Source organism: Streptococcus minor DSM 17118 (genome assembly GCF_000377005.1).
In the GTDB taxonomy this organism is placed as follows: domain Bacteria; phylum Bacillota; class Bacilli; order Lactobacillales; family Streptococcaceae; genus Streptococcus; species Streptococcus minor.
This window is the reverse complement of sequence record NZ_AQYB01000033.1, coordinates 106,325-127,958: the sequence shown is the minus strand read 5'-3', so window position 1 is coordinate 127,958 and position 21,634 is coordinate 106,325. Positions and strand designations below refer to the sequence as shown.

The 21,634-nt window shown below is 39.7% G+C and carries 18 protein-coding genes and 1 pseudogene; 7 read left to right on the top strand and 12 right to left on the bottom strand.

Annotation, left to right across the window (positions count from 1 at the left end; translation table 11 throughout):
- Positions 1-48 precede the first annotated feature (48 nt).
- The 4 genes from F602_RS0106940 (at position 49) to glgB (ending at position 5,708) form a co-directional block, all read left to right on the top strand.
- Entirely contained in the window at positions 49-1,176 is a 1,128-nt protein-coding gene (locus F602_RS0106940; RefSeq protein WP_026183353.1) for a glucose-1-phosphate adenylyltransferase, read from the top strand.
- A gap of 12 nt (positions 1,177-1,188) precedes the next feature.
- Positions 1,189-2,304, top strand: a complete 1,116-nt coding sequence (gene glgD, locus F602_RS0106935; RefSeq protein ID WP_018167245.1) for a glucose-1-phosphate adenylyltransferase subunit GlgD — start codon at positions 1,189-1,191, stop codon at positions 2,302-2,304.
- Positions 2,305-2,312: 8 nt separating this feature from the next.
- Positions 2,313-3,758: a glycogen synthase GlgA gene (glgA, locus tag F602_RS0106930; protein WP_018167244.1), complete on the top strand. Its 1,446-nt coding sequence runs from the start codon at positions 2,313-2,315 to the stop codon at positions 3,756-3,758.
- Positions 3,759-3,851: 93 nt separating this feature from the next.
- Positions 3,852-5,708: a 1,4-alpha-glucan branching protein GlgB gene (gene glgB, locus F602_RS0106925; RefSeq protein WP_018167243.1), complete on the top strand. Its 1,857-nt coding sequence runs from the start codon at positions 3,852-3,854 to the stop codon at positions 5,706-5,708.
- A gap of 28 nt (positions 5,709-5,736) precedes the next feature.
- On the opposite strand, the gene F602_RS0106920 is transcribed toward glgB, so the two are convergent.
- Positions 5,737-6,549, bottom strand: coding sequence for a transporter substrate-binding domain-containing protein (locus F602_RS0106920; RefSeq protein ID WP_018167242.1), 813 nt, complete (start codon positions 6,547-6,549; stop codon positions 5,737-5,739).
- Positions 6,550-6,726: 177 nt separating this feature from the next.
- On the opposite strand from F602_RS0106920, the gene F602_RS0106915 reads away from it, so the two are divergent.
- A complete protein-coding gene (locus tag F602_RS0106915; protein WP_018167241.1) occupies positions 6,727-7,131 on the top strand; it encodes an OsmC family protein in 405 nt (134 codons plus the stop codon).
- Between the two features lie 39 nt (positions 7,132-7,170).
- Here F602_RS0106915 and F602_RS0106910 read toward each other — a convergent pair whose 3' ends face one another.
- From F602_RS0106910 to F602_RS0106880, 7 genes and pseudogenes are all read right to left on the bottom strand, one after another.
- Complete coding sequence (locus tag F602_RS0106910) at positions 7,171-7,626, bottom strand: 8-oxo-dGTP diphosphatase (protein WP_026183352.1); 456 nt, start codon at positions 7,624-7,626, stop codon at positions 7,171-7,173.
- Positions 7,627-7,650: 24 nt separating this feature from the next.
- Positions 7,651-9,645 (bottom strand): ATP-binding protein, encoded by a 1,995-nt coding sequence (locus F602_RS0106905; RefSeq protein ID WP_018167239.1) that lies wholly within the window; start codon positions 9,643-9,645, stop codon positions 7,651-7,653.
- The gene (locus tag F602_RS0106900; protein ID WP_018167238.1) at positions 9,646-10,695 is read right to left on the bottom strand and encodes a DNA cytosine methyltransferase; all 1,050 of its coding nucleotides are present in this window, start codon (positions 10,693-10,695) and stop codon (positions 9,646-9,648) included.
- 125 nt (positions 10,696-10,820) lie between these two features.
- Positions 10,821-10,946, bottom strand: a pseudogene (locus tag F602_RS0106895) (DNA mismatch repair protein MutT); the annotation flags it as partial.
- Positions 10,947-10,975: 29 nt separating this feature from the next.
- Positions 10,976-11,593, bottom strand: coding sequence for an alpha/beta hydrolase (locus F602_RS0106890; protein ID WP_018167236.1), 618 nt, complete (start codon positions 11,591-11,593; stop codon positions 10,976-10,978).
- A 319-nt stretch (positions 11,594-11,912) separates the two neighbouring features.
- A complete protein-coding gene (uvrB, locus tag F602_RS0106885) occupies positions 11,913-13,904 on the bottom strand; it encodes an excinuclease ABC subunit UvrB (protein ID WP_026183350.1) in 1,992 nt (663 codons plus the stop codon).
- Positions 13,905-14,073: 169 nt separating this feature from the next.
- Complete coding sequence (locus tag F602_RS0106880; RefSeq protein ID WP_018167234.1) at positions 14,074-14,997, bottom strand: CPBP family intramembrane glutamic endopeptidase; 924 nt, start codon at positions 14,995-14,997, stop codon at positions 14,074-14,076.
- Positions 14,998-15,167: 170 nt separating this feature from the next.
- Here F602_RS0106880 and F602_RS0106875 point away from each other — a divergent pair, with 170 nt between their 5' ends.
- Positions 15,168-17,378, top strand: a complete 2,211-nt coding sequence (locus tag F602_RS0106875; RefSeq protein WP_018167233.1) for an ABC transporter substrate-binding protein/permease — start codon at positions 15,168-15,170, stop codon at positions 17,376-17,378.
- Entirely contained in the window at positions 17,378-18,118 is a 741-nt protein-coding gene (locus F602_RS0106870; RefSeq protein WP_018167232.1) for an amino acid ABC transporter ATP-binding protein, read from the top strand. Before F602_RS0106875 ends, F602_RS0106870 begins: the two co-directional genes overlap by 1 nt.
- Before the next feature lie 42 nt (positions 18,119-18,160).
- On the opposite strand, the gene F602_RS0106865 is transcribed toward F602_RS0106870, so the two are convergent.
- From F602_RS0106865 to F602_RS0106850, 4 genes are all read right to left on the bottom strand, one after another.
- A complete protein-coding gene (locus F602_RS0106865) occupies positions 18,161-19,036 on the bottom strand; it encodes a DUF4097 family beta strand repeat-containing protein (RefSeq protein WP_018167231.1) in 876 nt (291 codons plus the stop codon).
- A gap of 8 nt (positions 19,037-19,044) precedes the next feature.
- Entirely contained in the window at positions 19,045-19,596 is a 552-nt protein-coding gene (locus F602_RS0106860; protein WP_018167230.1) for a DUF1700 domain-containing protein, read from the bottom strand.
- A complete protein-coding gene (locus tag F602_RS0106855; RefSeq protein WP_018167229.1) occupies positions 19,593-19,907 on the bottom strand; it encodes a PadR family transcriptional regulator in 315 nt (104 codons plus the stop codon). The genes F602_RS0106860 and F602_RS0106855 overlap by 4 nt, the downstream gene beginning before the upstream one ends.
- 131 nt (positions 19,908-20,038) lie before the next feature.
- Positions 20,039-21,613, bottom strand: a complete 1,575-nt coding sequence (locus F602_RS0106850) for an L-lactate permease (RefSeq protein WP_018167228.1) — start codon at positions 21,611-21,613, stop codon at positions 20,039-20,041.
- Between the last annotated feature and the right edge of the window lie 21 nt (positions 21,614-21,634).

Below are 21,634 nucleotides of genomic sequence, written 5' to 3'. Positions count from 1 at the left end.
TCTTTTTATAGTATAATTGAATTGTATTAAAAAAAAGGAGTGATTATTTTGGCACATAATAAATTATTGGCGATGATTCTTGCCGGTGGACGTGGTACACGTCTCGAGGGCTTAACTAAAAAAGTCGCAAAACCAGCTGTCGCTTTCGGTGGTAAGTACCGTATCATCGATTTCCCTTTGAGTAATTGTGCAAACTCTGGCATTGACGTGGTCGGCGTCTTAACCCAATATGAGTCTGTTCAGCTCAATTCCTATGTTGCCCAATCTCAACGTTGGGGGCTTGATGTTCAAGGCTCCGGGATTTTCGTCCTTCCTCCACGAGAAAAAATTGAAGGTTTCGGCCTCTACAAAGGGACCGCCGATGCTATCACACAAAATATCGACTTCATCGATTTGCATGAACCTGAATATGTCCTTATTCTATCAGGTGACCATATTTACAAGATGAACTATGATAAACTGTTAGATTCTCATATTCAAAACAATGCTGATGCTACAATCGCAGTTATTGAAGTGCCTATTAAAGAAGCTTCTCGCTTTGGTATCATGAATACTGATGAAAACTATCGCATTGAAGAATTTGAAGAAAAACCAGCAAATCCAAAGAGTAATCTGGCTTCAATGGGAATCTATATTTTTACTTGGAAATCACTCAAAAAATATTTGCAAGAAGATGATAAATCTGAGGATTCTACTCACGACTTCGGTCATGATATCATTCCAAAATATCTTGCAGATAACAAACGACTTTTCGCACATCCTTTCCGTGGCTATTGGAAAGATGTTGGTACTGTGAATAGTCTGTGGGAGTCCAATATGGACTTGATTGACCATTCAGCAGATTTGGATCTCTCTGATTCATCTTGGAAAATTTACTCAGAAGACTCTGGCTCTCCTGCTCAGATGATTGGTAGCTCAGCTAAAGTACAAAATGCCTATATTGACAAAGGGACTATCATTGATGGAACTGTTGAACATTCTGTAGTTTCTACAGATGCACAAATTGGAAGCGGCGCACTTGTCAAAAACTCCGTTATCCTTCCTGGTGCATCCGTAGGAGAAAATGCTTCATTGGAATATGTCATTGTGGCAGAAAATATCAAAATTGGAGAGGGTGTGTCCTTATCTGGCACAGCTGACAATATCTTGTTAATTGACAAGAATACAACCAAGTAGGAGAGGATTGCTATGTTAAGAAATACATTAGGAATAGTCAACATTGAAGGCACCAATGTTCAATTTGGCGACATCATGGATCACCGTGGTGTACAAGCCTACGGTTTCCTTGGACGTTACCGTATTATTGACTTCGTACTGTCAAATATGTCAAATTCTGGGATTACAGAATTTCAAGTATACATGCCAGCAAAAATGCGTTCTACCATTCAGCACGTAGGTACTGGAAAACATTATAATATTAACAGCAAGCGTGGAAAACTGCGCCTGCTAAATAGCACAACCAACCCAAACTCAATTTATCAGCATGACATTAAGGCATTTTCCGATAATTTCCACTACATCGAAAATTCACAAAAGGAATATGTCCTTATCGCACCTTCCTACTTTATCTACAGTCAGGATTATACAAAACTGCAAGAAGAGCATGTTCAGTCTGGTGCTGATATTACTGTGTTGTACAAAAATGTAACAAATGCCAAAGAAAACTTCATCGGTTGCCAAACTTTGAAATTTGGGGAAGACAAACGAATTGTAGAATTCGATGACAATCACGGAAAGTATAAGAACCGCCCTATTTCTCTTGAGGCCTACTTCATGAAGCGTACTGTTTTTCTTGAATTGATCAAACGCGCCAAGAGTGTTTCTGCCCTCTATTGGCTAAAAGATATCCTACGCGATGTCGTTGACCAATACAAGATTATGGGATATGCACACCGTGACTATGTAGCCTGCATTAATAATGTAAACGCCTACTACCACACTCAGTTAGAGTTGCTTGACCGTGATATCCGTAAACTCCTCTTCAAGAATAACTGGCCAATCTATACGCAAACCAGCGATAGTTCGCCATGTCTCTATGGACCATTAGCTGATATTAAGGGTAGCCTGATTTCAAATGGTACCAACATCAATGGTCAGGTTGAAAATTCTGTCATCGATCGTGATGTGGTCATTGAGGAAGGGGTTGTTGTGAAAAACTCTATCATCATGAACGGAGTTGTAATCAAGAACGGAGCTAATATTGAGAATGCCATTATCGATAAGGCAACCAAGATTGTTCACCCAGTAGATATAAAAGGAAGCGAAGACGCCCCTGCTTATATTAAGTCCTACCACATCATCTAGGAGATAATATGACTAAAAAATCTGTCCTATTCGTGGCCTCTGAAGGCCTTCCCTTTATCAAAACCGGTGGTTTGGCGGATGTCATTGGCTCACTTCCAAAGGAGCTAGCTCGTCAAGGGCTGGATGTCCGTGTGGTTATGCCACTTTACCTTAAAATGGCTATAAACAATCACAACGATTTCGACTATGTTTCTAGCTATGATGTCCGTGCTGGAGATATCCAGTCGATGGCTAATGTCTACAGCCAAGTAGTAGATGGAGTGACTTTCTACTTTATTGAGCACCGTGACTTCTTTGAGCGTGATGAGCTCTATGGCTATGATGACGATGCAATGCGTTTTGGTTTTTTCCAACATGCTACCTGTCGTTTGTTAGAAGCCCTTAACTTTTTCCCGGATGTTATTCATACCCATGATTGGCATACTGCTGCTATTCCATTTCTTTGCCGAACCTTCTACAGCTATCGTGAAGAGTTTCGTGCTATCAAACAGGTCTTTACTATCCACAACTTAGCTTTCCAAGGTATCTTTCATGAGCATTATCTCTGGGCTGCTTTAGGGATGGATCATGGTTATTACCGTGATGGAGTGGCACGTTTCCATGACGATTGCATCAGCTTTATGAAGTTAGGCGTTCTCTATGCAGATAAGGTTACAACCGTTTCTGAAACCTATGCCAAGGAAATCTTGACAGAAGAGTTTGGTGAAAATATGCAACATGTCCTGGAGCTCCGACGCCATGACTTAGTTGGTATTGTCAACGGTATTGATTATGATACTTGGAACAGCAAAACTGATCAATACTTGGTGAAAAACTATGATTTATCTACTATTGCTGATAAAAAAGCAAACAAGTTGGCTCTTCAAGCCCAGTTTGGGCTTCCACAAGATGAACATGTCATCTTGGTTGGTATCGTATCACGCCTGACTTGGCAAAAAGGCTTCTATCTAATGACAGAAGTCCTAAGCCACCTTTTACAAGCTCATGTTCAGTTTGTTATTCTAGGGAATGGTGAATCAGACATCGAAAATGCCTTTCATCATTTCAAGTCAGCCTACCCTGAAAAGTTTGCCTTCTATCGTGGCTATAATGAACCTTTGGCGCATCAAATTTATGCAGCTAGCGATCTTTTCCTCATGCCTTCTATGTTTGAGCCATGCGGTATTAGCCAGTTGATTTCGATGCACTACGGAACCCTACCACTGGTTCGCGAAACAGGTGGTTTGGTCGATACGGTAACTCCATATGATATTGAGAATAAATCTGGAACTGGCTTTAGCTTTGGTGGTCGTGATGCATACAGCATGAAGCAAGTCTATGACTTAGCCCTACAAACCTACTACGACCGTCCTGAAGATTGGCAAGCTATGATTCAACAAGCTATGGAACGCGATTTCAGCTGGACTGCTTCTGCGGAGAAATATATTTGGCTCTACCGCGAGATTTCTGGTTAGAATTGTTTGTTGGTGTCTTACAGATAAGCAAAAACAAACAAGTGATGAGGGAGTGTGACCATGGTCCACTTCCTTTCAAAAAGGGAGAACTCAATGACAACATTTACTGAACTTGATTTATACTATATGAATACCGGTGAGCATACCTCACTCTATGAAAAAATGGGAGCTCACCTGATAAAAGAGAGAAATAAAATTCTTGGCACTCATTTTCGTGTCTATGCCCCAAATGCCAGCCAAGTTTTTCTGGTGGGGGATTTCAATGACTGGTCCAAAAACCACCCAATGACCCAGGAGCAAGAGGGGGTTTTTGGCCTTTATGTAGACGGACTAAAGTCTTTGGAGAATTATAAATATCTGATAGTGACACATGATGGACGAGAAATTTACAAGGCTGATCCCTATGCCTATTTCAGCCAAATGCGTCCCGATACTGCTTCCACAACCTACAACCCGCGCTACAAGTTTAAGGATGACTTATGGATGTACCACAGAGTCAATTATGATTTTAAATCCCAGCCTTTCTCTGTCTATGAAGTCCATTTAGGTTCCTGGAAGCAAAAACATATCAACAAAAGTGAATCAGGCGCTCCAGTTAACTCTTTTTACTCTTACAAAGAAATCGCTCCTTTGCTTATCGAGCATGTCAAGGAAAACAATTATACACATATCGAACTCATGCCCTTGGCAGAACATCCGCTAGATGCCTCTTGGGGTTATCAGGTAACAGGTTATTATAGTCCAACCAGTCGGTATGGTAAGCCTGATGAACTAAAATATCTTGTAGATCAATGCCACCAAGCAGGTATCGGGGTTATTTTGGATTGGGTACCGCTTCATTTCTGTAAAGATGCCCATGGACTCTACCAGTTTGATGGCAGCTGGCTCTATGAGTATCCTCATGAACATGACCGTGAGAACCGCCAATGGGGTACAGCTAATTTTGACCTTGGCAAAGGCGTAACTCGCTCTTTCTTGCTTTCTAATCTCAAATATTGGCTAGAAGAGTTTCATTTTGACGGTATCCGAGTGGATGCTCTATCCTACCTGATCTACTGGCGAGGTGAGACCGAGGAAGATAAGCTTAATCATGCTGCAATTGACTTTATCAAGCGGGTCAATGCCATGGTTCATCAGGAATACAAAGGGGTTGTCATGATTGCTGAGGACTCCTCTAGCTATCCAAAAGTCACACATCCACTGGAATATGGTGGCCTTGGCTTTGACATGAAGTGGGATCTCGGCTGGATGAACGATACTCTCAAATATATGAGTCGCCCATCCATCTATCGCCCTTATCATGGCAACGAAATTACCTTTGGCATGTTTTACAATCCAAATGAGCACTTCCTTTTACCACTTTCTCATGATGAGGTCGTTCATGGCAAACTCTCTATTGTCAATAAAATGAATGGCGATTACGAAGATAAATTCCACTTAGCACGTGCCTACTATAGTTTCTTCTTTGCTCATCCCGGAAAAAAACTTCTTTTCATGGGTAATGAATGGGGTCATATCCGAGAATGGCATGAACATACCGAAATGGATTGGGATCTCCAACTCTATCCTATCCATGAAGCGTTCTATCAAATGATGAAAACTCTATCTACGTTCTACAAAGAAAATGATGCCTTTTGGAAATATGACTACCAGGCTCATGAGAAAGGGTTTAAATGGGTCAGAATTGATGAACAAGCCAATTTGTATGCTTTCACTCGTCACAGTGATGACCAAGAAATCTTGGTAGTCAACAACTTTAACGACCAAGATCACTATGATGTTCATCTGGATTTGCCAGCTGGTACAGAATACAAACTGGTCTTTTCATCCAACACGCTGCCAATAGAGCCCTTCAGTCTCTATGTTCAGGAAGATGGTGTGAAATTAACCATTCCACGTTTAACAACTTATTATTTGCAACGAGTTGAAAAGCAAGAGAAGAAAAAATAAGAAAAACCTTCCAATAGGAAGGTTTTTCTTATTCAACTACGGTATATTTGGCTGCTTCTTCTAGATACTGGTTGTAGGTACCATTTTTTACCACTTCATCGATGATTTTATCAATTTCCTTTTTCAAATCACCACTGTCCTTCGTCATGGCAATAGCTTTGGCATTTTCTTCCTCTGCCTCAAAGGATAGTTTTGCAATGGCCAAATCAGGGTTTTGGCTGATATAGCCTTCTGCAACTGCAGAATCAAGAAGAATGGCTTTAACTTGTCCATTCTTTAATTCATTGACAGCTTCTCCCATCTGGACTAAGGATACAATATTGGCATTTGACAAACTTTCCTTAGCATAGGTTTCTTGGGTAGTTCCCTTTTGCACTGCCAAATCTGCCTTATCTAAATCTGCTACAGTAGCATATTTTTCCACATCTGACTTTTGAACCAGAAGGACATTTCCAACCTGATAGTAGGGTTTGGAGAAATCAAACACTTTCAAACGCTCAGGTGACACGCTCAGGCCAGCAATCGCAAGGTCTGCTTTTCCATTTTGTACGCTATTTAATACGTTATCAAAGTTCATACTAGAAACTTCCAACGTAACGCCTAGCTCATCTGCAATCTGTTGTGCAAGTAAGATATCCGAACCTACAACCTTATTCTTCCCATCTACTAGAGTTTGAAACTCAAATGGAGCATAGTCCGGACTTGTCGCAACAACTAAGGTGCCTTTTTCCTTGATTTTTTCAAGTGGGGTTTGATTTGTTGACTTGCTAGAGGAGCAGGCTGACAAACTCAAAACAACAAGTAAAGCAACTGCTACTAATAGTGTATTTTTTAATTTCATGATGCACCTCGATTTATTTTTATTCTATCTCGGATGAAGATAAGCCTATATTATCTTATTTTTATGCACTTGTCAAGGATAATATCTTTTAATTATTCATCTTTGTTGAATAATATCAATATTTTTTAAATCCTTCTCCCCTTCTATTTGTGATATAATTGTAAAAAGGAGAATCGTATGTTATACCAAACAAAAGTGACGAATCAAGAAGGCATTCGAGGTCAGCTTACCTTTTCCGATAACGAGGCTTTGCTTACCAAACATCCCTTGAAAGATGGTTCTGGCTACAACCCAGAGCAACTCATTGCGAGTGCTTGGGCAACCTGCCTCAATGCTACTATCCAATCTATCTTGGAAAGCAAGAGGATCCAGACAGCCTCCAGAGTAGACATTCTGGTCACATTGTGCAAAGAAGAAAAGGGAACAGGCGGCTACTATTTCCAAATAGATGCGGAGGCTGCCATTGAGAATTTTTCCAGCACCCATGCCCAGCAAATCATCGAGCAAGCACACCTACGCTGTCCTGTTTCAAAGCTACTGTCTGGCGCGAAGACACTTACGCTCAAAACAGTTGATTATTAAAAGAAAGCTTTAGAGTTCCTAACTCCAAAGCTTTTTCTTTTACCAAAATTCACGGATAAAATCTTCTCCTAGGCGTTGAGCATAGAAAAGCTCAGAAAGTTCCTCTTCCTCAAAAACTCTCAAAAGATTGAGCATATCATAAGCTAAATCTAGCTTTACCAAGTCCTTTCGTGGCACCCACTTGATTTCACCTTCTTCTGTCGATTGGATTTCTCCTGTGAAATCCTTAGTACGATAGAGAAAGACGAGATAGCGAATCCCCTCTTTAGTATGCCAATGCTTCATACCTACTAGACGCGGATTGGAAATGGTTAGACCTGTTTCTTCGTAAACTTCACGGACAACTGCTTCATGGAGGGACTCTCCTGCCTCGATGTGCCCGCCAGGCATTGCAATTCCAGGCCAGTCTTGTTTGAGCCGGTCCATAACGACAACCTTATCGCCCTTACGAATCAGGCAGAGGTGGGTAAAGATGGCTTGTTCGGGCATATTCAGCTCCTTTAAGACCACAAAGGCCAACTATTCGATTTTTACTCTATCACTATAAACTCGCTCTGCTTGTCTAATAATTTCTTGATATGTTTTTAATTCAATATTACTATTTTTAAGGTCAGTTAAATCTAAATCTCCTAGCTTTTCTTTAGATTTCTCACCACAAATAAAGTATGCTTTTATATCATTAGCGTTTGTTATTCTCAAAGGAGTGTCTGAACGGTTAATCTCCTCACTGATAAATCGTCTATATTTATAAATTTGGGTACTTATATCAGAAATATTAGGCGCAGAGTAGACAGTAGCTTTCTCTCTTTTTAACTCACAGATAATTGGGTAGGGTTCATCCGCAACTTTTGTAATAATATCGGTTCTTCCGTGCACCTCATTTTCTTGAATAATTGCCTTATACTTATTTTGTGTTTCAATTACAATTTCATTACTAGGTTTATCCCAATATTGATTAATTAACCATGGATTTTTTGCCAAGTGCTCTTCAAATACTGCTTCAATTTCCTCGTCATCAATAATCTGTTTTAATTTATTAATTACGCTAATTCTGTCTTCAATATTAGACTTGATACGCAATGCAGCATTAAGCTCCGTTTTCTCAAATAAACTATAGAATTTTTTTAGAATATCTCCAAAATCATCTGTACCCGTATCAATAGTAATTTCATTAATAATCTTATTATTTACAAGTGCAAAAATAGCTTGACCATAAACTCTGTACTCAGCTTCTGAGTATTTTTCATCATTATCAAATATTTTTTGTGACAACTTTGCAATTTGTTTTTGCTGTTTATCATTATAAACAGTGAATGCAGTACTTAATCCACGATCTGCACTTAACATTTTATCAAGATAGTCCAATTTTTCTCTAACTCTACTTGCTCTCAAATCATTCCAGTTAGCATTTAATTTGTTACTTACTCTTGAAAGTTTTTCAATTAATGTTTTTACATTAGGTATTTCTTTGTTTAGACCTTCTCTACTACTAAGTACTGGGTCTTCTTCTTCATTTTGAAGAAAGTCAGCATTAACTTCACCTAAAAAGTATGAATTAGTAATTCGATTCTTTAATTTATCTCGTAAAATATCCTCATCAGCTAATTTTCCATGAATATAAACAATAACCCCAGATACACTAATATTTTCTTCAGCTAACAAATGACTAGGTGTTTCAACTGTACCAAGCCAACCATTGATGGAGTTTTCAATAAAAAACTCATCCTCCTCCTTATAAAAATTTTCTTCAGGAATCCTAGGAAACCTTCCTCTGATGTCTTCTAATTCCATTCCAAAATAATAAATAAATTCCAGATTTTCATCATAGAAATGCTGGGCTAGATTTATTTCTGTTGTATTTATTTTTAACGAAAAATCATGTTGTCCGATTACTCCTACAGAAAAACGTCGAGAAAGCAGGTTCTTTAATCCTTCAACACTCGTTGAAATAATCTTTCTCCTCATCTCAGGAATATAAATTGCTGTCCCAGTATCAGGTACTACCATGCCCGAAAATATTGTTTCTAGTTCTGTCAAGTCGTCAATATACTCAACACTTACTGGGACTGTTGCCCTATCTTCAAGTAACAATTCATATTCAAAGGTAATTTTTTTCCATTGAATATCATCAATACTTTTTGTATAAAGAATATAACTATTACCTAAACTAAACGCTGAAAATTTTCCAATACCTTTACGTCCCATATATGGCCTCAAAGTCATATCTTCAGGTTTTCGAACTAAATTAACATTTTTTTCAGTTCCAGAGACCGCATACCTTTTAACCAATTCCTCGTCTGTCATTCCTATGCCATTATCCAAGATTAATAATGATGTTTTTTTAGAAGTATCGGAATCTGTCTCACTATAAAAAATATCACATTTCGTACAATAGGCATCCCATGAATTTGCAATTAGCTCAGCAATAGCTGGAGGATTAGAAGTATATAAATTTCTTCCAAAATGCTTCACTGCACCGTATGCTATTTGTAAGTCAATTTTATCAATACTCATTTATATATTCTCCAAATGTTCTAAAATACTATTTCCAATAACTTCCCCTAATTTGGGCGGAACAGCATTCCCAATTTGTAGTGCAACCTGTGCAATAGGATAATTTCCTCCCAAATCCGGTTCTGTAAACAAATAATCCTTCGGAAAAGTTTGTAACATTGCACCTTCACGCAAACTCAATGCTCTATCTTGTTCTGGATGACCAAAACGACCATTCCCAATACCAGGAAACTGTGTTGTTATTGTATTAGAAGGTTTATCCCATTCTAAACGACCATAAACAGAACCAAATGATGCTCCACTCTTTTTCTTATAGGCTTCAAGTAAAAGCTCTTCATCCCAATCTTTCCAACTTCCACCTGGTTTTGATTGTTTTATCCTTCTCATATTTAATTCGGAAAGTTTGCGACTTCTATGTAGAGGGTCCTTCAAATTAGTCTCTCCCGCCTTTAGTTTTGGTAAATTTCCAATTGTCTCCCTCAGTGTTGGGTAACTATCTTTAGCAAATTGAGGAGGCAGTAATTTTATCTCTCCTAATTTTGAAGCTAAAAGTAATAGGCGTTTTCTTTTTTGTGGAACACCATACTCCGGGGCGTAAACTACTTTATAATCAATTGAATAATCATTATCTTTCAAAATTTGGATAAAGTTATCAAAGACCTTCTCTTTAACCATCTGAGGAACATTTTCCATAGAAACAATATCCGGCTGAACATATTCAATTTGTTGACCAAAATAATCTAAAAGATCCATCTTCTGAAGTGTGTTTTCATTGTTCTTATACTTATGACTATATGTCGAAAAGGGTTGGCATGGAGCACAACCCATTAAAATTTTTATATCAGTATCGTCAGGATAAAGATTGCTAATTTCCTGATTATCAATTTCTTTAACGTCTTTCAATATGAATTTCGCATTATTATTAAATTCATAGGCAAATTGACTACGAGGATCTATATCATAACCTGCAACAACGTTTATACCCGCTTGTTGAACACCACAAGTCAATCCTCCAACACCGCAAAATAAATCTACAGCATTAATTTTCATGGTAACATCCTCCACTTTAAATTATATCACTCTTTTGGATCTTTTTACAGTATTTATATTTTGTAGAACGCTCAAATCCTTGATTTATCAGCGTTTTAAGCACCTGTCATTATTATGACACAATCCCCACCCGGTAAGGCTACACCTGACCAGGCATAGCGCTTAGGATCTCGCTTCTGAATGACAATATTACCCTGATTATCCTCGATCAGGCACATGTTGGTTAAGATAACATTTTCTGTACGGGTCATGGAAGTTCCTTTCGTATCTGGTGATAAACCTACTGGTCATTTGTTTTCTCAATAAAGGCTCGAATTTGATTGACCACTATATCTTCTTGCTCACTTGAGTTGATAGTCGGTTTTCCATCTCCATCTTGCTGACCATAAGCACCAAATCCACTATGATTACCACCTTCAATATGAAAATATTCAGCCTTCTTTGGTAAGCGTTGTTTTGTTTCTTGATACTTCTCCCAGTCCAACACTTGGTCCTTGCTAGCTGTGATAGAAAGTGTTGGCAAGTTCAGTTTGCTCAAATCATTTTTTTCTGAAGGATAGGAAGCTAAGAAGATAATACCTGCAAGTTGTTCATTTTGATAAAGCTGATCTACTGATTGTGCAAAAGAAACACCTCCGAGGGAATGACCTGCCAAAAAAACCTGTTCTAGATTTTCAGATTCTATAATGCTCGACACCTTGTTAGATGCAAGAATCGGTAAGTTCAACGGGGCCTGCACAAGGTAAACTGTAATACCTGCATCAGATAGTTGTTTAGAAAGAGGGGCATATGCTTCTTCCTCGACCAACCCACCACCAAATAAAATAAGATGAGCCAGTGGCTTGTCAGCTTGAAAGATGACATAGCCAGATTTTTTAATAGCATCTGCTTGCCACACTTGTCGGGCTTGCTCAGTGGGTTTGTATGTTTTTAGATGGAGCCAGCCCCACCCTGCTAAGACGAGGGTAAGCAGAATTCCTAGGGTAATGATGAGCTTCTTTCGTATTTAAAATCTCTTTTCATTCATTTTTCTTCTTAAGACTTTGAGTTTCTATATCCTATTCTGACGGAAAAGTGGGTAGATAGGCTTCTCTTGCTATTGTCCCCGGCTAGATGAACAATCAGTAGATGCTCGTATAAAAAGATATACATGGAAAAATCATTCTTATTTTCTGTACCTTTGAAAGACATTAGGAAAGCAAGTAGATCTACCTCCCCTAATCCATAGCCTTCAATTCCAAGACCATATCCCTAATTTCAGCAGCCAACTCAAAATCAAGTAATTCGGCAGCTTCCTGCATTTGTTTTTGAAGTTTTTTGATGACTTCTGTACGTTCTTTCTTGTTCATGCTACTGTAATCAGTAGTCATATCTGCCACTTCAGTATCAGATGACTTGGTAATAGCGATGAGGTCTCGGATTTCTTTTTTGATTGTTTGCGGAATGATACCATGTTCCTCATTGTAAGCTATTTGGATTTCCCGACGACGAGCCGTCTCTTTCATAGCACGTTGCATGGAGTCGGTGATTTTATCTGCATACATGATCACATGACCTTCTGCATTACGGGCAGCCCGTCCAATAGTCTGGATTAAACCTCTTTCATTGCGGAGGAATCCTTCCTTATCCGCATCTAAAATAGCGACTAAACTGACTTCCGGTACATCAATGCCTTCGCGTAGCAAATTGATTCCCACTAAAACATCAAATACACCCAGTCGCAAATCACGGATAATTTCTGTCCGCTCTAAGGTCTTAATATCTGAGTGCATATATTTGACCTTGACACCCATTTCTTTGAGGTAATCTGTCAAATCTTCCGCCATTTTTTTGGTCAGAGTTGTTACAAAAACACGCTCTCCCTTATCTGTGCGGGCATTGATTTCACCAAGAAGGTCGTCCATTTGCCCCATGGTTGGCCGTACTTCTACTTCTGGATCCAAGAGTCCTGTTGGACGAATGATTTGCTCAATCACTGTATCAGTCTGCTCACGCTCATAATCACCCGGTGTAGCAGATACGTAAACAATTTGATGGACATGGCTTTCAAATTCTTCCCTTCTCAAGGGACGATTATCCAGAGCAGATGGCAGGCGGAATCCGTAGTTGACCAACATTTCCTTACGAGATCGGTCTCCGTTGTACATCCCCTTAATCTGTCCCATGGTCATATGGCTTTCGTCAATCATGATGAGAAAGTCCTCAGGAAAGAAATCTAACAGTGTATACGGAGGTTCCCCTTCTGCACGTCCATCCATATGACGAGAGTAGTTTTCGACCCCGTTGGTATAGCCCATCTCACGTAGCATTTCCACATCATATTCTGTCCGCTGGCGAATGCGTTGGGCCTCAATTAGTTTACCTTCTGCCTCAAAGAGTTTGACTTGCTCCTCCATTTCAGCCATGATTTGGGAAATAGCCATTTCCATATGCTCCTCATTTGTCATGAAGTGCGTGGCAGGAAATAGAACAAGATGCTCCACCTCTCCTAACTGTTTGCCTGTCAAGCTTTCAACTTCTCGGATTCGGTCAATCTCATCCCCAAAGAATTCCACACGAAAGGCGTGTTCATCACGACTAGCTGGAAAAATCTCTACCACATCTCCGCGCACACGAAAGCGCCCCCGCTGAAAATCAATATCATTGCGCTCAAACTGAATGTCTACCAGTTGGTTCAAAAGCTGGTCTCTAGAAATTTCCTGCCCAGGACGTAGACTGACGGCGGAGTCAGCATATTCTTTTGGAGAACCCAGGCCATAAATACAGGAGACCGATGCGACTACAATGACATCATTTCTTTCCAGAAGTGAGGAGGTAGCCGAATGGCGTAGTTTGTCAATCTCATCATTAACAGAGCTATCCTTCTCGATATAGGTGTCGCTTGAAGGCACGTAAGCTTCTGGCTGGTAATAATCATAGTAGGACACAAAATATTCAACAGCATTATCTGGGAAAAATTCTTTGAACTCTCCGTAAAGCTGGCCTGCAAGTGTCTTGTTGTGGGCAATAACTAGAGTTGGTTTATTGACCTGAGCGATGACTTGGCTCATGGTATAGGTCTTTCCTGTACCAGTTGCCCCCATAAGAATTTGAGCCTTTTCTCCTCCTTCAATATTGTCCACCAAGGCCTCGATAGCCTGAGGCTGATCACCAGATGGTTCATACTTGGATACCAATTTAAATGGTTGGTGTTCTCTTCTATCAATCATATCTTTACTACAAAGGACACTGTAACCAATCGGCCCACGTTCCTTCCCCTTCATTTTCTATAGGTATTCCTATTTTATCATATCGGACAAAAAAAGACTGGGTTGACAAAGCCCAGTCTATGTTTATTTTCATTCATCCAGTAATGAGACTGGCTTCATTAGTTTTTTGTCATTGCTCATCAATAGCTTTAAGCTTACTTCCTTGGTACAAATTCCAGGTAAGGTAGAAAATATACACACTCATAACTAAAGATGAAAAGAGGCTAGCTTCTGGTCCAAAAAAACCACCCGACATCAGTTCAGGAACATCTCCATTTTCAAACCGCATAGGAGCATAGCCTGTAGACAAGCCTGATACACTTAATCCAAAGAAACTTCCCTGAAAGCAATTCCAAGCTGCGTGGATCGCAGAGATGCCCCAAATATTGTCAGTTTTGAGAACATAAAGACAAGCCAGCAGACCAAACAAGGCAATATTAAGCAGAGAAATCCAGCTGACCGATGGATTCTGTAAATGAAGAATAGCAAAGAGAAGGCTGGAAACCGCTCCACCAATCCAGATACGAGTATGCTTTGATACGACTGGGAAAAGCCAACCACGGGTCAGGAGTTCCTCAGTGCCACTTTGAATAAACCAAAAAGGCATAATCAAGATAAAACTGAGAATATTTTCCCTTGAAAAATCAACTTGAGAAAGTCGAATACTGCCTGTCAGAACTTGAATCCCCACTACTGAACCAATCAATAGAAAACCAATAAACCAGCCTTTGAGAAGCTCCCATCCAGCCTTTTCTTTGAAAAAACCAAGTCCCTTGGGCGAACGTCGCTCAACAGCCAAAACCCAAATACAAACAAGGGCAGCCGGAAATATGAAAATAAATAAATCCACAAAAATCGGATCAATCGTATACATCAGAAATTGTATGACATCTGGAGAGCCAGCCATGATGAGATTCCAAACCACCAGTCCTCCTAAGAATGAACCCAGATTAATAAATAAAACCAATAAAAAGATAACTGCCAAAGCATAAAGCCAGCCAAATAGCTTATTATTAAATGGCTTAACTGCTCCTATCATGCGTGTCTCTTTCATTTGATTCCTCCCATAATTTTATTGCTTTATTGTACCAAATTTCTTTCAAAATGGGAAGCTTCTCATTTTCAGTTTCTATGTAATAAAACCTAACATGAGAAAAGGGTAAAGTTTGATAATTTTCAGAATTTATGCTATACTCTTCATTATATCTAGAGAAGGAGATTGACATGAAGAAAAAAATGTTACTGTTGATGGCAACAATTTTGCCATTATTCTTTGTCTATTCGAATGTGAAGGCAGATGAGAAGATTACCATTGTCTCAGATACAGCCTATGCACCCTTTGAGTTTAAAGACTCCGATCAAGTTTATAAGGGAATTGATGTAGACATTATCAATGAAGTGGCCAAGCGTGCTGGTTGGAATTTTGATATGAACCATCCCGGCTTTGATGCAGCTGTCAATGCGGTTCAAGCAGGTCAGGCTGATGCTATCATGGCTGGTATGACCATTACAGAAGCCCGCCAAAAAGTCTTTACTTTTTCCGATCCTTATTATGATACCAAGATTGTCCTCTATACTCGTTCTGATCAAAAGGTTAAGGATTACAGCGAATTAAAAGGCAAGGCAGTTGGAGTTAAAAACGGTACGATTTCTCAAACCTTCCTTGAAGAGAATAAAGAAAAGTATGGTTATACAGTAAAAACCTTTGATACAGGTGATTTGATGAATAACTCTCTGGATGCTGGTGCTGTTGATGCGGCTATGGATGACCAGCCTGTTGTTCAATTTGCTATCAATCAAGGTAAACCATATGCTATCAATATAGCCGGTGAATCTGTTGGTAGTTTTGGCTTCGCTGTAAAAAAAGGAAGCAAGCACGAGCAACTTGTTGAAGACTTTAACAAGGCTTTATCAGAAATGAAAAAAGATGGTACCTATGCTACTATCATGGCGAAATGGTTAGGGGAAGAAGAAAACTCAAGTGATACCACTTCAACTGCTGTGGCTTCTAGCAGCTTAACACTAACCGGTAATGCCACTGCTAAAGCTACTCCTGTCAAATCCAACTATAAAATTGTCATGGATTCCTCTTTTGCCCCCTTTGAATACCAAAACGATGCTGGCCAATATGTGGGGATCGATGTTGATTTGATTAAAGCGATTGCCGAGCAACAAGGTTTCACTGTTACCCTATCTAATCCAGGTTTTGACGCAGCCCTTAATGCTGTACAGGCAGGGCAAGCAGATGCGGTCATGGCTGGAATGTCTATCACCGATGCACGTAAGAAAATCTTTGATTTCTCAGATGCTTACTACACTTCCAATATCCTTTTAGCAGTAAAACAAGGAAGTTCTTATACTACTTATGCTGACCTAAAAGGCAAGACAGTTGGTGCAAAAAATGGCACTTCATCTTATACTTTCTTAGAAGAGCATGTTGCTGAGTACGGCTATACATTAAAGGCTTTTGACGAAGCATCTACTATGTACGATAGCCTGAATTCTGGTTCTATTGAAGCTCTTATGGATGACGAAGCAGTCCTTCGTTATGCTATCCAACAAGGTCGTAAATTTGATACTCCAATTCCAGGTGAGCCATCTGGCGAGTATGGTTTTGCTGTGAACAAAGATGCAAATCCTGAGCTAATTGAAATGTTTAATAACGGTTTGGCTGCCTTAGTCAAGTCAGGCAAATACGACGAAATCGTTCAGAAGTACCTCGGTAACAATAACACCAATGAGGAGGTAAAAACCAACACAGTTGATGAAACCACCATCTTTGGCTTACTTTCTAATAACTACAAACAACTATTGTCCGGTCTTGGTACAACACTGAGCCTAACGCTAGTATCCTTTGCCATTGCTATGGTTATCGGTATTATCTTTGGTATGATGAGCGTCTCCCCAAACAGTGCCCTTCGTACTATCGCTTCCGTCTTTGTTGATGTAGTCCGTGGTATTCCCTTGATGATTGTTGCAGCCTTCATCTTCTGGGGAATTCCAAACTTGATAGAGTCCGTAACTGGCAACCAAAGTCCTATCAACGACTTTGTGGCTGCTATGATTGCTCTCTCTCTCAACGGTGGAGCCTATATTGCTGAAATTGTCCGAGGTGGTATCGAAGCTGTGCCGATTGGACAGACAGAAGCCAGTCGTAGTCTAGGAATTAGCTACAGCAAGACCATGCAAAAGGTCATCTTACCTCAAGCAGTCAAGCTGATGCTCCCAAGTTTAATCAACCAATTTGTCATCTCTCTGAAAGATACCACTATCGTATCAGCTATCGGTTTGGTTGAACTCTTCCAAACTGGTAAAATCATCATCGCCCGTAACTACCAATCCTTCCGTATGTACGCAATCTTGGCAGTTATTTACTTGATTATGATTACCCTACTGACTCGCTTGGCAAAACGATTAGAAAAGAAGGTTAAATAATGGCAGAATTGAAAATTGATGTCCAAGATTTACATAAATCCTTTGGAAAAAATGAAGTATTAAAAGGAATTGATGCCAAATTCTACGAAGGAGATGTTGTCTGCATCATCGGTCCTTCAGGTTCTGGCAAATCAACTTTCCTCCGTACCCTCAACTTGCTTGAATCAATTACAAGCGGTAAGGTGGTTGTGGATGGCTATGAACTATCCGACAAAAACACCAATGTTGATAAGGCTCGTGAAAATATTGGAATGGTATTCCAACACTTCAACCTCTTCCCACATATGTCGGTTTTAGACAATATCACCTTTGCTCCTATCGAACTTGGAAAAGAAAGCAAAGAAGCTGCTGAGCAACGCGCTCGTGAACTGTTGGAAAAAGTTGGACTTTCCGACAAAGCCGATGCCATGCCTGAGAGCCTATCAGGCGGTCAAAAACAACGTGTGGCTATCGCTCGCTCGCTAGCAATGAATCCTGATATTATGCTCTTTGATGAGCCTACATCCGCCCTTGACCCAGAGATGGTTGGCGATGTACTCAATGTTATGAAAGACTTGGCGGAACAAGGTATGACCATGTTGATTGTAACTCACGAAATGGGCTTTGCGCGCAAGGTAGCCAATCGTGTTATTTTTACAGATGGGGGGCAGTTCCTTGAAGATGGTACACCCGAAGAAATTTTTGACAACCCTCAACACCCACGTCTGATAGATTTCTTAGACAAGGTTTTGAATGTCTAATAGATAAAAAACGGAGCTCAAATGAGCTCCGTTTTTGCTGTCTTATTGATCAAATCGAATAGTGATATCACCTGAAGTTGCTTCTACTCGAAGTTGCTTGCTCCCACCTTCCAGATGTTGAGGTAGGCTATTGTCTCCAGAAGTGACTTTCGATTGAATGGTGTACTCAATCATTTGGCCAACTAAACTACCGCTAATATCACCAGAGGTGGTTGATAAATCCGTTTTTTGTCCAGCTTTAAATTGAGAAAGGACAATGTCACCAGAAGTTACCTCCATCGTCGATTGATTCGCTACTATTACACGATCAACATCCAAGTCACCAGAGGTAGCTTTCAAATATAAATCTTTTGACACTATGTTGGTCAGCTCAATCTCACCACTGCTCAACCGTACAGAAGTTTCACCTGCAACGGTGGTATCTTGAAGATAGACATCACCCGAACGTAGACTAAGTGCTAAGTTTTTCTTAATCACCAATTTGGAAATATCTACATCACCAGATGCCCCATTTAATGTCAATGTCTCAAGACTATCTACAGGTAGAACAATCTGAATAGTCCATTTTTTCAAGTTAAAGAAATCAATATCGAATCTAAAGAAATTTAAAATCCGATCATGTTTTTCTGTAATCGTTACCTTCCCATTTTCCTCTGTTATGCTGTAACTTTGCTTTTTACTTTCAGGATATTTTATCACCACCTTGTCTGTATCTGCACTGCCAACCACTTCGACATCTGTTGAAGACATATCAAAGTTCAACTCTTTCATTTGACTAGCCTGAAAACTTTTTTCTTTCTGCTCAACTGTTTCATTGTTCAATCGTGAAAAATCACCACCAGTCCTAACCAGAACGATTCCTCCAATAATGACTCCAAGAAGAAGAAAGACACCTGCAATCCGTTGAATGGTTTTCATAGAACCACCTACTTTCTATGTTGTTTGGCATAAGTCTTAGCAAAACGGAAAAGTTGTACAATCCAGCTGAAGACCAGCAGTCCCAATCCAATGCTGAGAAGGGACAAAGCAATACTAAGCAATTGACCATCTAAGCTATTGTTGGTGCTAAAAGGTACTGCAAAGAGTAGGGCAACTCCAGTTAAAATACCCGCAATAGCCCCCAATCCAATAGAAATAACAGTGATGATAAGAGAGAGGATGACAGTCGCCAACGCTAGGAGTAAACTCCCCCAAATTGGAAATCCAAGAATGATGAGAATCATTTCCCAAGTAGCTAGACGACGTTTGGGGATAAATTTATCCTTGACTCTCTTTACCAAGGTCTGATTTTCTACCAATAATTTGGTAGCAATCTCATCGACATGCCCCATATCAGTAACTGCTTCTTCTTCAGTCATCCCATCATCCATCCGGTCATCTATCATTTCATTAAAATAAGCTAAAGATGATTGAATTTCTTGCTCTGGTAAATCCTTCAAGGCTAATTTCAGTGCCTCTAAAAATGCTTGCCTTTTCATAATTTCTCCTTTCCAGCAATAAAATCATAAGCTTTTTGTAACTTGTGCCATTCATCCTTAAAAGCTTCAATCTTATCCAAACCAGTCTGGGTAATCCTGTAATATTTACGTAAACGACCGTTATGCTCGATAGAATAAACGGTCAGACTCCCACTGGCTTCCAATCGTTTTAGAATAGGATAAAGGGTGGATTCGGAAATAGATAGATAAGGAGATATGTCCTTTATAATTTGATAGCCATAAGAATCTTGAGTCCGAATAGCAGCCAAAACGCAAACTTCAATCAAACCACGTTTGAGTTGTGATTCCATACTTATACCTCCTTTACAATTATACTATACAATACATAGTATATCGTGTCAAGTAATAATATATAAATTTTGAATTATCTTGATCAAAAAATAAAAACCTCACTTACCTATGAGGTTTTTATCTTACTATGTTATCTAAGAAACAAGCCAACTAGAGCTGCAACAATACCATAGATTAGCATCGGCACAGCTGTTTTCTGCATGATATAACCTTCTTTCCGATGAACACCTGATACAGAAGAAGCTGCAATGATGTTATTGATACAAGTCATATTACCCATAGCACCACCGACAGATTGCATAGCTAAAATAGTCGTCATATTGAGTCCTGTTTGGGTGGCTATTGACTGCTGGACACCCCCAAAAATGAGATTGGAGATTGTGGCAGAACCAGAGAAAAAGGCGCCAATTGCTCCCAGATAGGAAGCAAAGATACCCCAGTAGGGACCTGTTGCTGTGGCAAGAGAGAGGCCGATGATAGATACCATCGAATGTTCTCCATTTAGGAGCATAAACTTAACCATGGTCACTCCACCCAAGAGGGCGAAAAAGGGGACCTGCATCTGTTTAGCTGTCTGTGCAAACATCTTACCAACCTGCCCTCTCATACTCCTATAGAGACCTGCGTGAGTCAGGATAATAAAGAAGAAAGGAATAAAGGCTGGGGCGTAAAGCAGTTCATAAGACTCACTAGAAGTTGTTCCAAAAACATGGCTCAAGGTGAATTTAAGAGCCTTTGTGACTTCAAAATCCGCAAATCCTAGATTGGCCCTGAAAAGGATAGCATCTGTCCGCAACAAACCTTTCAAGCCCAATTGAGGTACACGCGTGATGACTAGAATCATGACTAAAGAAATGAGGGGGAGAATGGCTAAGAAAAGATCTTTTGGAGTTACTTTTTCTATTGTTTGAACTGTTTTTTCTGTCTTGGCTAGGCCAATATCTTTCTTGGCCATCCAGATAGAAATCATAAAGCCGCTAGCTCCACCTAACAGGGAGGGGAATTCGTAATTAAATGTTGCTAAGAGGGTCATTGGCAGTGCACAGGCAAAAACAGTCAAATAAATATAAATTATATTATTTTTAATCTCCTGCCAACTGAAGACCTGTTTCAGTGCTAACAGAGGAATAATCAGGCCTGCTATTAAGTGAATCATGGAAGCCTTCAAGCCTAGATCGGTGATTTGTTCAGTAGAAAGACCCAAGGAACCAAAACCAAACCAGGTGGGTGTACCAACAGCTCCGAAGGAAACAGGGATAGAATTGAAAATCAAAACCGCAATCACGACTTTTAGGGGTTCAAAACCCAAGGAAATCAGAATGGGAACCGCAATGGCAACAGGAGTTCCAAAACCAGATGCCCCCTCAATCATAAAGGCAAAGGCATAGCCAATAATCATTATTTGTGCGATAGGATTGGATGTCAAAGAAGACATCCAGCGATTGATAATTGCTTGGTTGCCTGTCTGCTTCTGAAAGTTATTAAAGAGTACAGCTCCCATAATAACGGTGATTGGGGTCAGCGTTGCCCAAAAACCCGTGGCCATTCCAGAGTTCAAAAGAGCAAAATCTGTCCTGAAATAGAGCAGCAAGATAAGATAGACCAAAAACGCAATACTAGGTAGGGCGTAGTGAGCAGGTACTCTCATCCTAATCATTAAAAAAATCAAGATGATAATTGGTAACACACTTAGTATAGTATCCATAATATATATCGTATCCTCAAT

What these genes read in the sequence shown, in the direction of transcription:
- glgD (WP_018167245.1), top strand. Translation starts at nt 1,189, where the DNA reads ATGTTAAGAAATACATTAGGAATAGTCAACATTGAAGGCACCAATGTT.
- glgA (WP_018167244.1), top strand. Translation starts at nt 2,313, where the DNA reads ATGACTAAAAAATCTGTCCTATTCGTGGCCTCTGAAGGCCTTCCCTTT.
- glgB (WP_018167243.1), top strand. Translation starts at nt 3,852, where the DNA reads ATGACAACATTTACTGAACTTGATTTATACTATATGAATACCGGTGAG.
- F602_RS0106920 (WP_018167242.1), bottom strand. Translation starts at nt 6,549, where the DNA reads ATGAAATTAAAAAATACACTATTAGTAGCAGTTGCTTTACTTGTTGTT.
- F602_RS0106915 (WP_018167241.1), top strand. Translation starts at nt 6,727, where the DNA reads ATGTTATACCAAACAAAAGTGACGAATCAAGAAGGCATTCGAGGTCAG.
- F602_RS0106905 (WP_018167239.1), bottom strand. Translation starts at nt 9,645, where the DNA reads ATGAGTATTGATAAAATTGACTTACAAATAGCATACGGTGCAGTGAAG.
- F602_RS0106900 (WP_018167238.1), bottom strand. Translation starts at nt 10,695, where the DNA reads ATGAAAATTAATGCTGTAGATTTATTTTGCGGTGTTGGAGGATTGACT.
- uvrB (WP_026183350.1), bottom strand. Translation starts at nt 13,904, where the DNA reads ATGATTGATAGAAGAGAACACCAACCATTTAAATTGGTATCCAAGTAT.
- F602_RS0106880 (WP_018167234.1), bottom strand. Translation starts at nt 14,997, where the DNA reads ATGAAAGAGACACGCATGATAGGAGCAGTTAAGCCATTTAATAATAAG.
- F602_RS0106875 (WP_018167233.1), top strand. Translation starts at nt 15,168, where the DNA reads ATGAAGAAAAAAATGTTACTGTTGATGGCAACAATTTTGCCATTATTC.
- F602_RS0106870 (WP_018167232.1), top strand. Translation starts at nt 17,378, where the DNA reads ATGGCAGAATTGAAAATTGATGTCCAAGATTTACATAAATCCTTTGGA.
- F602_RS0106865 (WP_018167231.1), bottom strand. Translation starts at nt 19,036, where the DNA reads ATGAAAACCATTCAACGGATTGCAGGTGTCTTTCTTCTTCTTGGAGTC.
- F602_RS0106860 (WP_018167230.1), bottom strand. Translation starts at nt 19,596, where the DNA reads ATGAAAAGGCAAGCATTTTTAGAGGCACTGAAATTAGCCTTGAAGGAT.
- F602_RS0106855 (WP_018167229.1), bottom strand. Translation starts at nt 19,907, where the DNA reads ATGGAATCACAACTCAAACGTGGTTTGATTGAAGTTTGCGTTTTGGCT.
- F602_RS0106850 (WP_018167228.1), bottom strand. Translation starts at nt 21,613, where the DNA reads ATGGATACTATACTAAGTGTGTTACCAATTATCATCTTGATTTTTTTA.